Origin of the sequence: Algihabitans albus, assembly GCF_003572205.1 — a bacterium.
Taxonomy (GTDB): domain Bacteria; phylum Pseudomonadota; class Alphaproteobacteria; order Kiloniellales; family DSM-21159; genus Algihabitans; species Algihabitans albus.
On record NZ_QXNY01000003.1, the window covers coordinates 536,906 to 551,330 of the forward strand.

The 14,425-nt window shown below is 62.1% G+C and carries 14 protein-coding genes; 1 reads left to right on the forward strand and 13 read right to left on the reverse strand.

Going from position 1 to position 14,425, the window contains the following annotated elements:
* Positions 1-51: 51 nt before the first annotated feature.
* The 4 genes from DBZ32_RS09130 to DBZ32_RS09145 form a co-directional block, all read right to left on the reverse strand.
* The gene (locus tag DBZ32_RS09130; RefSeq protein WP_119166811.1) at positions 52-1,374 is read right to left on the reverse strand and encodes an NAD(P)/FAD-dependent oxidoreductase; all 1,323 of its coding nucleotides are present in this window, start codon (positions 1,372-1,374) and stop codon (positions 52-54) included.
* A 14-nt stretch (positions 1,375-1,388) separates the two neighbouring features.
* Positions 1,389-1,697, reverse strand: a complete 309-nt coding sequence (locus tag DBZ32_RS09135) for a c-type cytochrome (RefSeq protein ID WP_119166812.1) — start codon at positions 1,695-1,697, stop codon at positions 1,389-1,391.
* A gap of 342 nt (positions 1,698-2,039) precedes the next feature.
* The gene (locus tag DBZ32_RS09140; protein WP_119166813.1) at positions 2,040-3,224 is read right to left on the reverse strand and encodes a DUF2336 domain-containing protein; all 1,185 of its coding nucleotides are present in this window, start codon (positions 3,222-3,224) and stop codon (positions 2,040-2,042) included.
* A 168-nt stretch (positions 3,225-3,392) separates the two neighbouring features.
* Positions 3,393-3,968, reverse strand: coding sequence for a winged helix DNA-binding protein (locus tag DBZ32_RS09145; protein WP_235830115.1), 576 nt, complete (start codon positions 3,966-3,968; stop codon positions 3,393-3,395).
* A 349-nt stretch (positions 3,969-4,317) separates the two neighbouring features.
* Here DBZ32_RS09145 and DBZ32_RS09150 point away from each other — a divergent pair, with 349 nt between their 5' ends.
* Positions 4,318-5,148, forward strand: a complete 831-nt coding sequence (locus DBZ32_RS09150) for a tetratricopeptide repeat protein (protein WP_162906664.1) — start codon at positions 4,318-4,320, stop codon at positions 5,146-5,148.
* A gap of 5 nt (positions 5,149-5,153) precedes the next feature.
* Here DBZ32_RS09150 and DBZ32_RS09155 read toward each other — a convergent pair whose 3' ends face one another.
* From DBZ32_RS09155 to DBZ32_RS09195, 9 genes are all read right to left on the reverse strand, one after another.
* The gene (locus tag DBZ32_RS09155; protein ID WP_119166815.1) at positions 5,154-6,125 is read right to left on the reverse strand and encodes a type II secretion system F family protein; all 972 of its coding nucleotides are present in this window, start codon (positions 6,123-6,125) and stop codon (positions 5,154-5,156) included.
* Complete coding sequence (locus DBZ32_RS09160) at positions 6,122-7,114, reverse strand: type II secretion system F family protein (protein ID WP_119166816.1); 993 nt, start codon at positions 7,112-7,114, stop codon at positions 6,122-6,124. Before DBZ32_RS09160 ends, DBZ32_RS09155 begins: the two co-directional genes overlap by 4 nt.
* Complete coding sequence (locus tag DBZ32_RS09165) at positions 7,114-8,886, reverse strand: CpaF family protein (RefSeq protein ID WP_235830116.1); 1,773 nt, start codon at positions 8,884-8,886, stop codon at positions 7,114-7,116. The genes DBZ32_RS09160 and DBZ32_RS09165 overlap by 1 nt, the downstream gene beginning before the upstream one ends.
* A gap of 27 nt (positions 8,887-8,913) precedes the next feature.
* The gene (locus tag DBZ32_RS09170) at positions 8,914-10,212 is read right to left on the reverse strand and encodes an AAA family ATPase (RefSeq protein WP_119166817.1); all 1,299 of its coding nucleotides are present in this window, start codon (positions 10,210-10,212) and stop codon (positions 8,914-8,916) included.
* Entirely contained in the window at positions 10,212-10,856 is a 645-nt protein-coding gene (locus tag DBZ32_RS09175) for a CpaD family pilus assembly lipoprotein (protein WP_119166818.1), read from the reverse strand. Before DBZ32_RS09175 ends, DBZ32_RS09170 begins: the two co-directional genes overlap by 1 nt.
* A 41-nt stretch (positions 10,857-10,897) precedes the next feature.
* Positions 10,898-12,325 (reverse strand): type II and III secretion system protein family protein, encoded by a 1,428-nt coding sequence (locus DBZ32_RS09180; RefSeq protein ID WP_119166819.1) that lies wholly within the window; start codon positions 12,323-12,325, stop codon positions 10,898-10,900.
* A gap of 15 nt (positions 12,326-12,340) precedes the next feature.
* Positions 12,341-13,459, reverse strand: coding sequence for a Flp pilus assembly protein CpaB (gene cpaB / locus DBZ32_RS09185; RefSeq protein ID WP_119166820.1), 1,119 nt, complete (start codon positions 13,457-13,459; stop codon positions 12,341-12,343).
* Between the two features lie 25 nt (positions 13,460-13,484).
* Positions 13,485-13,985, reverse strand: a complete 501-nt coding sequence (locus DBZ32_RS09190; RefSeq protein ID WP_119166821.1) for an A24 family peptidase — start codon at positions 13,983-13,985, stop codon at positions 13,485-13,487.
* A 181-nt stretch (positions 13,986-14,166) separates the two neighbouring features.
* A complete protein-coding gene (locus DBZ32_RS09195) occupies positions 14,167-14,394 on the reverse strand; it encodes a Flp family type IVb pilin (RefSeq protein ID WP_119167031.1) in 228 nt (75 codons plus the stop codon).
* Positions 14,395-14,425 lie beyond the last annotated feature (31 nt).

The following is a 14,425-nucleotide window of genomic DNA, read 5'->3' on the forward strand; positions in this document are numbered from 1 at the left end:
GTCATGCCGGCCTTCGCCCCGTCACCGCCTCGTCCGGGCCGCACCATCGGTTCAGGTGAACATGTCGGCCGTGATGGAGTCGTACCAGCCGTCGGCATAGACGGACTCCAACTTACGCGAAGCCTCCCCAGCCTCCATCGGACTGACACCGCCGGACCCGTCAACCGAAATGATTCCTTCATCGGTCGCCTTGTAGACCCCGGCCACAGAGATGGCGTAGTCGGGCGCTATGTGGCTATAGCAGGTGTTGACCCAGGCCGGATTGGCGAGCTCGTTCCCCTCGAGCAGAGCGATGGCCGCAGCTGCCGCAGTCTTGCCCTGACTGTTGGCGGCGAAGCCGGACTTGGGCATGGGCGACGCGATCGCCGCATCACCGACCACGTGAACTCCGGGAAGCAGCGTCGACTCGAAGGTGCGGCCATCGACCGGGCACCAGCCGGACGCATCGGCCAGACCGCTGTTCCGAGCAATCGCCTTGGCGTACTGAGGTGGCACGACGTTCGCGACATCCGCCTGGTGTTCCATGCCGAAATCCGTAATGAGCGTCCGCGTCGCCGGATCGACCTCGACCACCATCCCGTCGTTCGGAAGGTTCACCCACTCGATCATGTCGCCGTAGAAGAGATCCCAACCTTGTTGGAACAGGCCCTGTTTGGAGAACTTTTCCTTGGAATCGAGGATCAGAATTTTCGCATTCGGCTTCGTCTTCTTAAAATAGTCGGCAATCATCGAGACCCGCTCGTAAGGGCCAGGCGGACAGCGGAAGGGGTTTGGCGGCGCGGTCAAAACGAACAGGCCACCATCCTCCATGGCTTCTAGCTGACTGCGCAGGAGAAGCGTTTGTGCCCCCGGCTTCCAGGCGTGCGGCATGATCTCGTGCGCCGCCTCGTCGTAGCCGGCGATGCCGCCGTCCTCGGGCGGGCGCAGGTCGATACCCGGGGAAACGATCAAACGGTCGTAAGTCAGAGTGGCTCCACTGGCCAGCATCACGCTTCGACTGTCCGCGTCGATGCCGGTTGCCGCTTCCCTTGCGTGCTCGATCCCCCAGCGGTCGCGCAGCTGGTCGTAGCTATGGGTGATCGACGCAAGGTCGCGCCAGCCACCCAGCACCAGGTTGCTATAAGGGCAAGTGATGAAACTGTCATTCGGCTCGACCAGCGTCACCTTCAGATCTGGCGCCCCCTTTTTTAGGTACTTGGCCGCCGTTGCGCCGCCGAAGCCACCACCGATCACAACCACATGGGCGGCCGCCTGCCCACGGGCGATCCGCGGTGCACCGATCAACGGCGTTACCGCCGCCGCGGCAGCAAGCTGTGTGAAACGCCGCCGCGTCACTGCAGCCTGAGTTTTCTCGGCCTGAGTTTTCTTCGTCATCTCAAAAGCCCCCTCTACTGCAGCTGGCTAAGGTAAACGGCCAGCGCTTCGATCTCGGTCTCGGAGTAACCGGCGGCGAGACGGTTCATCACCGTTGCCTGCCGCTCACCATCCTTGAAGGCCGTGAGGGTGAAACGGATGTAATCGGCGCTGTGCCCGCGTAAGGTCGGAATGGCACCCGAACCACCCAGCTCGGCACCGTGACAACCGGCGCAAGTGCCGGCCAGTATCGCGGTGTCCGCAGCCGTATCGGCGGTAGCCGATGTCGACAGCCCGACCGCAAGCGCCGCGGCAAGAGCAACGGCGAACAGACCTCTCCTCATGACGTTTCCTCTTCCCGATTTTTTTTTCGTTTACGGATTATCGAATATGGGAAGGGTGACCCTGCCGCCTGCCACTGTCAATTGCGCACACACACATGGGCAAGCAATAGCCAGAGAAGAATTCCATCTGCAGTGGAGGGTTGGACTTTCGGCGCGTTCACACCAGCCGCGACACGGCAGTTCGACTTCGATCGGTCCGGCTGATTCAACGCCTGCTCAGGCGCATGGACTCAATGGCCACGCAATCACTCGCGGAGACCGAACGGTCTCCGCGTTTTCAGGTGAACGCCGGCTAGCTAGGAGTAGGATCGCTTTCGGCGGAACCGCTTTGACGATCGCGCTCTAGCCGCGCGCGAAAACCGGTGCAAAGGGAATTCCGGCATCGTCCATCGCCTGCTGCACGACCGGCTCCGGCTTTCCATCGAACAACTGACGTAAAAGCTCGTCGACGGCAGGATCTTCGTTGGCGCTGTTGGCGCCGAATACTCGAGAGAGTGCCCGGACCTGAAAAGCGTGGCGATGGGAGTCGTCACCTTCCGTATCGCCCAGCTCGTTGACCACTTCGATGGCTGAACTGAAAGGCGGCATGAGCGCGGTAGGTATCCCAGCTTTCTCAAAAGCGGCACGCAGCCCCAAGGCACCGCCCTGGAGCGCAAGGCAGCGAGCGTTGTCCGGTGCGATCCGGCAGAGTTTCGCCAAGGCAACGATGAAAAAGCCGACGTCACCCGCACAGAGCGCGCGAAGCATGAGACTCGGCGACAGACGGTTGTTGACAAGCAGATGTTCGACGAATACGTCGAGATCGCCCTGCCGCCCCGCCACCGGTTGGAGCATCAAAGCCGTAACGGACTCGCGCGCATGATCGACGAACCCGCGCAATAGAACCGGAGACAGATTGTAGCGGGCGACGAGCGTCCGGCGCATCTCTTCGGCCACGCGATGAACAAGCTTCTCTGCGATGTGCGCCGGCAGTTCGTTTCGACCGGCAACGGCGTGAGCGACGGCAGGCGCACTTTCGAAACGATCAAGGGCACGGTCGTAGGCTGGATCGGGGATGGTCGCGCCGCTGTTTCCCATGAGCGCGACCACGGCATCTTCACTGCCTTGATCCACCAGCGCATCCGACACCCTGGCGGAGACTTCGTCACGCATGGCGACCGCCACCTGCTTGCGGCCATCGCCCTCGGCGATCACCTCCAGCAAGAGTGCGTCGTCGAGTTCCTGACTGTAGCGCAATACAGGGAAGGCTACGGAGGCAACATCACGAGACAGGCGCTCCGCAAGATCCCTATCCAGTATTGAGGAGTGAGCGATTTGCCAGGCCAGGGCTTCGCGCACCGACTGCTCGGCCGTGCGGCTATAAGCCTGCACCACCCCTTCCGCCATGCGACGAGCCTCGTAGGAAAGTCCCTCGCTCTGCAACTCGCTGATGACATTCTGCAGAGTTTCGATCTGAGCACCCGCCGAGCGATCCGCTAGCAAGCGTTCTACGTCGCGATACGACAGCGAGCGGCGGGTCATTTCCATGTGTCAGACACTCCCAATCGACGGCGAGACAAAACTCAGGGCCGCCCCTCCATTCGAAGTCTATACTCGTAACAGTAAGCGAAAAGTGAAATTGCTCATGCAAACCAGCGATGGATGAACAGATGAATTTGGTATTTGCATCAAATTCTATATTATAAAACTAGAAGATTACAGGAATTGGCGGTCTCCGTACCTAATTGCATCCGACCAGGCCATCTCCAAGTTGCGTAACATCCGATAGGTGTTCTCGAAAGCCTCGCGATCGGAGTCGTTCGTCACCAGTCTCTGAGCATGGAGAGTCTCCAGTTCCCCCAAGGCGACGCAGAGCTGGAGACCCTTTTCGGAGAGCTTGATCCGCGCAGCCCGCTTATCGCGCAACGCCGTGCTGCGGTCGATGTATCCGCCCTCGTGAAGCGCCTTGAGATTGTAGGACGCGTTCGAGGCTAGATAGTAGCCGCGCTCGATCAAGTCCCGCACCGAGACTTCTTCGCTGCCGATGTTGAGCAACATCAAGACTTGAGATGGACTCACATCGTCGATGCCTTGGCGATTCAGTTCGATACGGACAACATCCAACAACCGGCGGTGCATGCGCTCCACCAAACGGGTAATCTCTCGATAGAGTTGTGCCTCGGAGTCCTGGGAACCAGCAGCATCCGAATCACCCCGTGCCGTCATTGCCGGCTGATCCCGACCGCCCTCGGTCTTGGCGGCCTGACGTAACTGTTCTTGCCCGAGCGCCATAACCTCTTCCCTTTGATTGTAACCACCGCGGTCAAAGTCCGTGCGGTCGAGACACTCCTAGTCTGCGCCGAACGGATACATTCATTCGTCCGAGTCAAGCCATCGAAGCCTTAACATCTCTTAAAGGGGCACCGGGTAATTTATACGGAATTGAGGAATCTACGGAAACGACGAGAGGTCGTGACCGGAAACGGAATCCACAGTGATGGATGCAACGTCGGACGATACCCATCGCGGAGCCTCGCGCCGTCGGCGAATTGCCAGCGGCGTTTCGGGCGTCGCACTGATTCTTCTTACCTTGGGTTGTGCTACAAACGACACTGCGACCGATCCGACAGCAACAAACTCCATGTCGGCAGCCGAGGCTTGGTCCAAACTGGTCGAACTGGGGGACACGAGCCGCGCAAACGGCGAACCGACAACGGCGCTTCAGTTCTATCGCCAGGCCCATATGCAGGCGCCCGAAGAACCTCTGCCCTTGATCCTGCTCGGCGAAACACTGGTCGAGATCGACGATCCGCGCGGAGCCGCCCGTGCCTTCCGCAGCGCCCTCGACCTACAACCGGGCAACACGCGCGCGCTTCTGGGTCTCGGCGGCACCTTGATCCGTCTCGACCAGCCCTTGGCGGCCTTGCAGCAGTATGAAATCGCGTTGAACCAGAATCCCGACAACACCGCTGCTCTGAGCGGCGCCGGCATAGCGGCCGATCTAGCCGGCGAGCGCGACCGCGCCCAGACCTACTTGCGGCGCGGTCTGGAGCAACAGCCCGATAACGTCACGCTCCTGAATAATCTCGGCTATTCGCTGATCCTCTCCGGCGACTATCGAGAGGCGATCGCTCTGTTGGAAATGGCGACGTCTCTGCCAGACTCCTCGGCGCAGCACAGACAGAATCTGGCACTGGCTTATGGATTGGCCGGACGTGACTCGGAAGCGGCCCGAATGATCCGCATGGACTTTGGCGACGATGACGTCGAGCGCAACCTGACCTACTATCGGACCCGGCGCAACGGTCAGCCCGCCGCACCAGCAGAAAGCCAAGCACCACTGCCGTTACGCAAACCTCTGGCCCAAGCCGCACCGACCGAAACTGTCGAAACCGAACGGGCAGAGGCCGTTGCGCAGCCTGTTGAAACAGAAGAGACGACGCTCGACCTCGACGGCCTGCTCGCCGACTAAGTCGCCTAACTCATACTCACGAACTGATCGAAGATCCGCAAAGCAGCCGGCCCGATCAGTACGATGAACAGCGGCGGCAGAATGAACAGGATCATCGGTACGGTCATGATCGCCGGCAAGCGGGCTGCCCGTTCTTCGGCGCGCATCAGCCGTTCATGCCGCAGCTCGGCCGCCAGAACCCGCAAGGAGTCGGCCAAGGGCGTTCCGTAGCGCTCCGTTTGCACCAACGTACTGACCAGGGCTCTCACTTGAGAGAGCGGCACGCGCTCGGCCAAGCCTTCCAGGGCCTTATGCCGATCGGGCAGAAAACTCAGTTCGAGCGATGCCAGCCCCAACTCATCGGTCAACTCGGGGCAGGAACGCCCAACTTCCCGAGCGACCCGGTCGAGGGTCGCATCGAGACTGAGGCCGGCTTCCGCGCAGATTACCATGAGGTCGAAAGCATCCGGCAGTGCCTTACGAATGGTTTCGATGCGCTTCTGCGCAGCGTTCTTGACGAAAATCTCCGGTGCGAAGGCTCCCAGTATCACTGACGCCAAACTGGCCGACAGAGCCCCCAACTTCGGCAGATCGAACAGTCCCAATCCCTGGAATAGCAGAAGACCCAGGGCGCCGCAGACCAGCGGCAAGGTGACCTTTGCGAAGAGGTAGATGACCAGAGCATCGCGCGATCGGTATCCCGCACGTGCCAGATTGAGAGACAGCTTGGCAGTACTCTGACCCTTCATGAGCTTGAGACGCTGCACGATCTCGCGCATCCAGGACCGCCCAGTCGGCAGGGGCTTACGCCGTGTCGGACGGACAATACCGGCCTTCAGAGCTTTACGGCGTGCCTCCAAGGCTTTCAGACGCGACGGCAGCGGGTCGCGCTCGATAAGCGAGTACCAGACCAGAAGCACCATCGAGATTGCGGAGACTGCGGCGGTCACGGAGATAACGTCGGTCGCGGTAAAACCGAATGGCAGCTCGGTCGTCATATTTCGAACCTCACCATCTTCCACATCACGCCGGCACCTGTCGCAACGAAACCGAGCGCGACACCCAGAAGAAGATTCCCCCTCGGGTCCTCGATCAGCGTGATCATGTAGCTGCCGTTCAGCATGAAGAGCAGACCGAACATGATGAAGGGCAGGCTGCCGATGATCCAGGCACTCGCCCGGGCCTCCGAACTCATCGACCTGACCTTGAGCTTCATCTGACGTCGCTTGCGGAGAAGATCGGAAAGATTCGACAGAGTCTCGGCGAGATTGCCGCCAGTCTCACGCTGAATCGACAAGGTGATAATCAGATATTTGAATTCGGGAACGTCGATGCGGCGAGCGACGGACCACATCGCCTCTTCCAGGTTGGCGCCGACACGAACTGCATCGGAGATACGGCGAAACTCGATCCCAACCGGATCTCGCATTTCCTGTCCGACGGTCGTGATCGATTCCGTGACCGGCAGACCTGAGCGGAGACCACGCACGATCAGATCGATGGCATCGGGGAAAAGTTCGACAAATCTCGTGAGCCGGCGCTGGGCCAGAAAGCCGACGACAAGATGTGGCAGGATCGCACCGGAGGAGACGCCTTGAGCCGCTGCGACCCAGGGCGGAAGGCGCAAGGCGAAGTAAGCAGCAAGACCCACCGCTAAGGCGACAAGGAGCGACGCCACCAGATATTGACTTATGGCGATGTCACGCCCCGTACGTTGCAGTCGAGCCCGCAGCTTGTCAGGTGCCGGCAGAAGCGACTTGATCAGGCGGTCGATCAGGGGGTTGGAGCTGTCATGGTTCGATCGCCGCAGAGAACTGACAGACGCCGCCGCGGTCCTGACGGTGCCCGGTGAAACGCGGGCGAGCCGGCGCTTCGCGGCGCGGCCTCCCGCCAGATCGTCGCTGGCAAGGCCGAGACCGAGCAGAAGAATCGTGAAAAGGGCTCCCGCTCCCAACAGCCAAATCATCTGATCGGGCGAGACCGACATCAGGTCGCCTCCAACAACGCGCGCTCGAGACCAAAGTAGGAAGCCTTCTCCGTGAAGTGGGGACGAATTCCGTGGGACTTGAAAGTACCCTGTAGTTTTCCGTCGGGCCCCTCTCCCGCGTATGCAAAGCTGAAGAGGTCCTGCATGGTGATGACTTCACCCTCCATACCGACGACTTCCGAGATGTAGGTAACCCGGCGCACGCCGTCGCGCATGCGGCTGATTTGAATGATGACGTCGATGGCCGACGCGATCAGCGATCGCACTGCGCTTGACGGCAGCTTGAAGCCCGACATGGAGACCATGTTCTCGAGGCGCATCAGCGCCTCGCGCGGGCGGTTAGCGTGGATCGTCGAGAGAGAACCGTCATGACCCGTGTTCATTGCCTGCAGCATGTCGATCGCCTCGGCGCTGCGGATCTCGCCGAGTATGATCCGGTCGGGACGCATCCGAAGGGAATTCTTGACGAGATCACGCATCGAAATCTCGCCCTTGCCCTCGAGGTTGGCGGGGCGCGTCTCCAAACGAACAACGTGGGGCTGCTGCAACTGAAGCTCGGCCGCGTCTTCGATAGTCACAACGCGTTCGCCGGGATCGATCATCTGCGAAAGTGCGTTGAGCAACGTCGTCTTGCCCGAACCCGTGCCGCCCGAGATCAAGATGTTGAGTCGCGCGCGCGCCGCTATGCGCAATACGGTTGCCATGTCAGGCGAGATATTGGCCTGGCGCGCCATCACATCGAGCGTGATCCCCTTCTTGGCGAACTTACGGATCGAAATCGAGGGACCGTCGATCGCCAGCGGCGGAACGATGATGTTCACGCGACTGCCATCGGCCAGGCGTGCGTCGACCAAGGGGACTGACTCATCGATGCGTCGGCCGACGGCGGTCACGATTCGCGTCGCGACCTGCATCACATGTGAGTCGTCGCGGAAGGTCACATCGGCCAGTTGCAGCTTACCTTTGCGTTCGATGTAAATCTGCTTCGGTCCGTTGACCATGATGTCGTTAATCGACTCGTCGGCCAGCAGCGGCTCAAGCGGGCCGAGCCCCAACATGTCGTCGAGCAGCTCCTCGATCAGCCCGGCACGCTCCTGCATGTTGAGCTGAAGCTTCTCTTCCGCCAGCAGTTCGGCGACGATCGGCGTCATCTCCCGAACCAGGTCTTCGCGTGTCATGCTCGCGGCAGTCGCAGCATCGATCCGATCGAGCAGATGCGACTGAACCCTTTGCTTGGCTGCGGCGATGCGCGACTTGGCACCGGCGTTCAGAAGCTGACGATCGACGGGGGCAGCGAAGGTATCGGGACTATTGGATGAGGAGACGGATGTCGGCGGCTCAGGGAAAACACTGGGCACTACGTCCAACGCTGATCGACTGGGCTCGTCAGCCGGTGCCGTCGGCTCGGGGCTGGATGCCGCCGGCCCCGGAGCCGGACCGGAATCGGCCTTCGGGACCAGGGTCAGGAAGCGGTTGATCATCTGCGTGACCAGATCCCGCTGTTCCAGGAGATTGAAACCCGCCCACTCTCGAGCCAGCAGTTCGGGCAGTTCGGTCTTGATTCGCTTCGCCAGTTCGCCGCGCGTCATCGCGCCGGCCTCGCCGGGGTCGATCCGCTCGATCAGCAGGGGCTCCACACGAGCGGCAACGCCGGAAAGATCGCTTCCGCTCCGCCCTTCGCCAAGCGCCGTGCCGCCGTCGGCACGGCGAAGCGGCGGCTGGTCCTTCACCTCGCCGACCACCGATCCGCCACGTCCGTTTAGCCAACCCATGGGGTCACCCTTTCAAGCCGCACACCGCTAGAACGACGCGGCCATGCGCCGTACCTTACCGAACAGGCCGGGCTTGGTTTGCGGCGCACGTCCCGTCAGGTCATTGGCGAGATCTCGGAGAACCTGAGCGACCGGCTGCTTGCCCGCGATGGCACCGATGGCCTTGCCGGCGTTGGCACAGGCCGCGAGAGTCTTGACGTCCTCCGGGACCGTGCTGGCGAGCTTGCCGCCGAGCGAACGCTCGAAATTGCTTTCGTCGATTTGGCAAGGCCGGTCTTTACCGACACGGCTCGCGACCGTCATCAGCCTGGCTTGACTCCCGGCCGCTTCGACGGCGCTCCTAATACGGCCACAGTCCCGGATGCCGGCGAGCGACAGGTCGGTCACCATCAGCAGATCGTCGGCCCGGCCGAGCAGCTCGGTCTGACTCGCCAGAAGACCCCGCGGCAGATCCACCACCACAGCCTCGAAGGTCCCGGTCAGTTCGTCGATCAACTGCGCCACGGCGACCGGGTCCAGGCGAATACTGTTCTCGATCGGCTCTTCCGCACCGAGTACGGAGAGAGTCTCGCTCTCCTTGACCATGGATGAAACCAGCATCAGGGAGTCCATGCGCTCCGGACTTTCCAGCGCCTCGCGCAGGCCATAGCCAGGTTCCAAGTCCAGCGCCAGGGCTGAGATTCCAAAATGCAGGTCAAGGTCGAGCAGACAGGTCTTCATGCCCAACTCATGTGCCATGATCCAGGCGAGGTTGACCGCAATCGTGCTGGCGCCGACACCACCGCGAACCCCGCTGATCAGCGACAAGCGACCCTGGGCCGAGGAAGCCCCGGCAGGTCCGGCCGATCCGCGAATCTGTCCGGCCATGCGGGAGACGTCGGCCGCGGCAGCGATCAGCGTTTCCGGATCGAGCGGCTTGAGCAAGTAGTCGGCGGCTCCTGCTGTCAGCAGATGCCGATAGAGCGTGACATCGTTCATTGAACCGATCGCAACCAGCGCGCCGCCCTGTGCGACCCGCTGAGCCAGAGCCGGCAGCAGCGACGCGGTCTCCGCCGCACCATCCAGATCGACCACCAACAGCTTCGGCAGCTTTGACGCGTCCAACAGAGGCTGGATCGAATCGATGTTGCCGTAACAGATCGCGCGGCGCGGCCAACCGTTTGCATCGGCCAGCTTTTGACAGGCTGCCAGACTGACGTCATCGGTAACCAGCGCAGCAAAATGCGGGTTCAGCTCCAGGGTCTCTATACCGGAGAGGTTTGACTTCACCGGAGCGGACATCTCACCGGTCTGCCCCGCCGGCGCCACCGGAATAGGTTCGGCCATCACTCGTCTCCCTCGCTGTAGGGCAAGGGCTCGAACGGCAGGTTCTTTCCGACACGATAGGCGCGCAACCCGAGCGTAACCCGCTCGACATCGGCTCGGCTGAGGGCGCGGCCTTCGACGGCATCGCGCGGATTGGCCAGCATGACCGCGAAGTTGTTGGCGCTCGCACAGCCAAAGTTGGGTAAAGCGTCGTTCACGAAAGCTCCGAAATCACGCGCTTCCGGCCAGTCCGGACAGTCGGCCGACGCATTGACGGCCACCCGCTCGACACCCACCCTCAGCACCTGTCCACCCGGCTCGGTCAGGGCGAAGGGCTCGGCGACGATGCCCTGACGGGCCAGGAGCTGCATCACCGCCAAAGCACGGCGCCCGGCCAGATCGCGTCCGTCGGAGGTCATCGGCAACTCGACCATGATCCTATCGCCTTCGCGCAACCGAAGATCGAGAAGGAAGTCGACCAGTCGGTCCCACTCCGCCGGCGAAACCTGGAAGCCTTCCGGCGCAAAACGCACTGCATGCAAGCTTGTGACTTGCGTGATTTGCGGCTCCTTGGTCATGCGCGGCTCGGGCAGCACCTCGCTGCAAGCAACCAAGGCCGCGACGGCGGCGGCGGCGAGCAGCGGGGAGAAAGTTTTACGAAGCATCACGCGACTCTTTTCTGAACGTCCGGGCCAAGCGAGCCGGGTCAATCGAGAATGAAACCGACCGGACCGATCGGGCCGGCTTCGGAGCCAGGTTGTACGGCTCCCTGGCGGGTCGCCTCGGCCGGCCTACGTTCGGGACCGGTCTGACTCCAGAGGCGCCCACTGAGAATTCGCTCCTCGTCGGTGGGGGCGACGAAGCCGTCCACCGGCGTCGTCATCCGATTGGCGGAGACGGGTTCGACGAGGTAGGGCGTCACGATGATGACCAGCTCGCTTTCTTCCTGTTGGAACGTCGTCGAGCGAAACAACGCTCCAAGCACGGGGATATCGCCTAGGAAGGGGTACTTCGAGATACCCTGGTTCACCGAGCTTTCGAGCAATCCTGCGATGGCGAAAGACTGACCGCTGCCCAGTTCGACCGTGGTTTCGGCCCGTCGAGTGACGATTGCGGGAATCTCGACAGTTCCGGTGCGCAAGGCGCCGGCCGAGGACAGCTCGCTGACCTCCGGTCGAACCCGCAAATTGATGCGGCCACCGCTGAGGACGGTGGGATTGAAGGAAAGACTGACGCCGAAGCTCCGGTAATCCACCGTAAAGGCGCCACCCTCGTCCTCCTGCGGAACGAAGATCGGAAACTCACCGCCGGCCAGGAAGGTCGCGGTCTCGCCGGATAAGGCCGTGAGATTCGGCTCGGCAAGCAGGGTGATCAGACCGTCGTCGGCGAGCGCATCGATCAGCCCGTTGAGATTCAGGCGGTCGCTGCGCCAGGATCCGAACAGCGCCTGGCTCTCTCCCGGCACCAGAATCTGGCCGGCATCGTTCTGAGTGATGCCGTCGCCGAGCGTAAAGAGGAAGTCGAAGTTGCCGAAACGGGCCGCACCTTCCCAATTGAAGCCGAGTTCCTTATTGACCGAACGTGAAACTTCGGCGACCCGGACCTGCAGCATGACCTGCGACGGTGCGGTGATGGACAGGCGGTTGATGACCTCGCCGTTCTCGCCGATGAAACGGGCAGCCAGTCGCGCGGCGTCCTCGGCCTCGGTCACGTCGGCCACTTCCCCGGTCAGAAGGATACCACCGTTGACGGTCCGCACCTCGAGCAGCCGGTCCGGCAGCAACTGCGACAACCCGGACTCCAGGGTTGTCAGGTCGTGGCTCACGGTCACGCGCCGGTCGATCAGGAGCCGCTCCCTCTCGTCGATGGCGAAGAGCCGGGTTGCCCCCGTCTGGCGGCCGTAGACATAAACCAGCGTCGGCGACATCACCTGGACATCGGCGATTCCCGGATTGGCGACGAAGATCGAAGCCGCCGGTGACGGAAGCCGCACCACCTCGCCTTGATCGACCTCCAGCGCCAGAATCGAACCGGTCGCGGCCCAAGCCGAGATGGTCGGCAGCCACATACCAGCGAGAATCAGCAGGACGGAAATAGGTCGCAAGACAATGAGAAACGGATTTGCGGGGGCCATGGAATGAGCGTCCGATCAGCGCTGGAACGGAATGACGGCGGCTTCCGGACCGCGCAACACCTGCACCTTCCGCACCGAAGAGGTAGCATCCGACGGGTTTGGTAAAAGAAGGCTTACATCGCTGTCCCAGGAGTAAGGTCGGTCGTTGAGACTCCGCAGCGCGGCCGCCCGCTCCGTCGGCGTGAGACCGGCGAGTAGCGCGGCAAGGTCCGAAGACAATTCCGGATCGGTAGCACCCTGCCCACGGGCCGATAAACCGGTCTTAAGCGGTGCCGCCAGCGGACCAGTCAGCGGCAGACCGCCGGCGAGACCTGCGACGGCACCGCTGGATTGAGACGCGACGACCCCATACCCGAGTGCCGAGTGCAGTTCGACACCTTGGCTCTCGCCGGTTGGCAGTGCGGCGACCAGTTGATCCGGTTCGCCCTGCAGGGACCGAAGCGATAGGGAGAGCTGACCGAGTTCCGAAATCAGGATAACCAGTTCGGCCTGCTTGGGAGTCACCTCCAGTGTCACGATCTCGGCCTGCTTAGGCGTTGCCGTCTGATCGTCGGTCGACTGGTCGATGGCAAGGACGCGCAGGTCGGTCAGCACCGTTTCGCTGGCGTAGCGCTCCGAGCGCCGCGGGTCGTTCGGCCGGCTTACGGACTGGGTCAGCAGCAGGTCGACCCGGTCGCCCGGAAACACCAGGCCGGCGATCCCAGTGACGGGATTGATCCGGACGGACACAGCACGTTTCCCAGGCTCCATCACCGCGGCGAGAAAGCCCTGTTCCCCTGGTTTGACCACCAATCCTTGGATCAACGGATCGCCACTGCCGATACCGCGACGAACGACGGCGCCGTGCAGATCGCCCGGCTTCTCTCCGCCCTCGACGAAATAGCTCGGCAGGCGCTCGTCTTCGCGATCCCAGACGCGCCAAACCAAATCGTCCGGCTGAATCAAACGCCCGGCCGGCAGATTGGCACTGGCGATCAGAATTCGCAGATCCGGTTCCGGAGCTGGCCGAACCACTTGTTGCGGCGCGGCAGGCGGCGGCGGAGGTGGCGGCTGCAGAATACTGCGCGCCATGAAGACGGTCCCGAGGCCGGCAACCAGGGCGATGCCGAACAGTAGAAGTTTCTTGGGCGACATGGCGAAGCCTCCCGCGGATCAGGGATTAGCCGAGCAACCCGGCATAACGGGCAAGCACGAAAAGGCCGCCGCTAGCGATGGCGACCCCGTAAGGAATCGGCTGTTGTGCGATCGAAGCGCCGAGGTGCTCGCGCAGATCGGCTGGGGCCAGGCGGCGGAGCCACCAGATCCGTGTCAGAACGATTACGGCGAGCAGCCCACCGGCCAGCGACATGATCACCACCAGACCGGCCAGGAGCGCGGGTCCTGCCCAAAGGGCCGTCGCGGCAAGGAGCTTGACGTCGCCGCCACCGGCCAGGCCGGCGGCAAAGAGCCCGAGCCCGATCAAGAAGACCAGCGCGAAGATCGCCAGATGCAGCGGCCAGGCACCTTGCGTGGCACCTGTCAGAGCATAGAGAGCGAAGCTGGCGAGCAGAATAAGGCTGCAGGTATCGGGAATGAGATAACGCCGCAGATCGCTGCCAGCCGCGACCAGAAGTGCCGAAGCGGCGGCCAGGAGGCTGAGCTGAATCACGTACGGCGTCATGACAGATCTGCCCTATCGAAAAGGTTATCGGTCCGAAAAATCACCGCCGGATTGCAGTTCTTCGTCTCAAATCCAACGATCTCGGCAGACGAAAAACCGTCCGACGGCCGAGGGCTGTTGCTGCAACCCTCGACCGTCGACGCGGATTTGGTGTTTCTCTCTCGAAGGGGACACCAACAACTTAGCCGCCTTCACCTTCACCTTCACCTTCGCCTTCACCACCACCCAAAGCGGCCGGCGTGTTGGCTTCCAGCGTGCCACCGACGCCGCTGAAAATGGTGTCGAGGGCGCCACCCAGCTGGGTCATACCCGCAATGGCGGCGACCGCGACCAGGGCGGCGATCAGGCCGTACTCGATGGCCGTCGCTCCGGTTTTGCTCTTCATCAACAAAGTAACGAGGCGTCGCATGATGACCTCCATCTAGCTGCGTTGCGGCGCG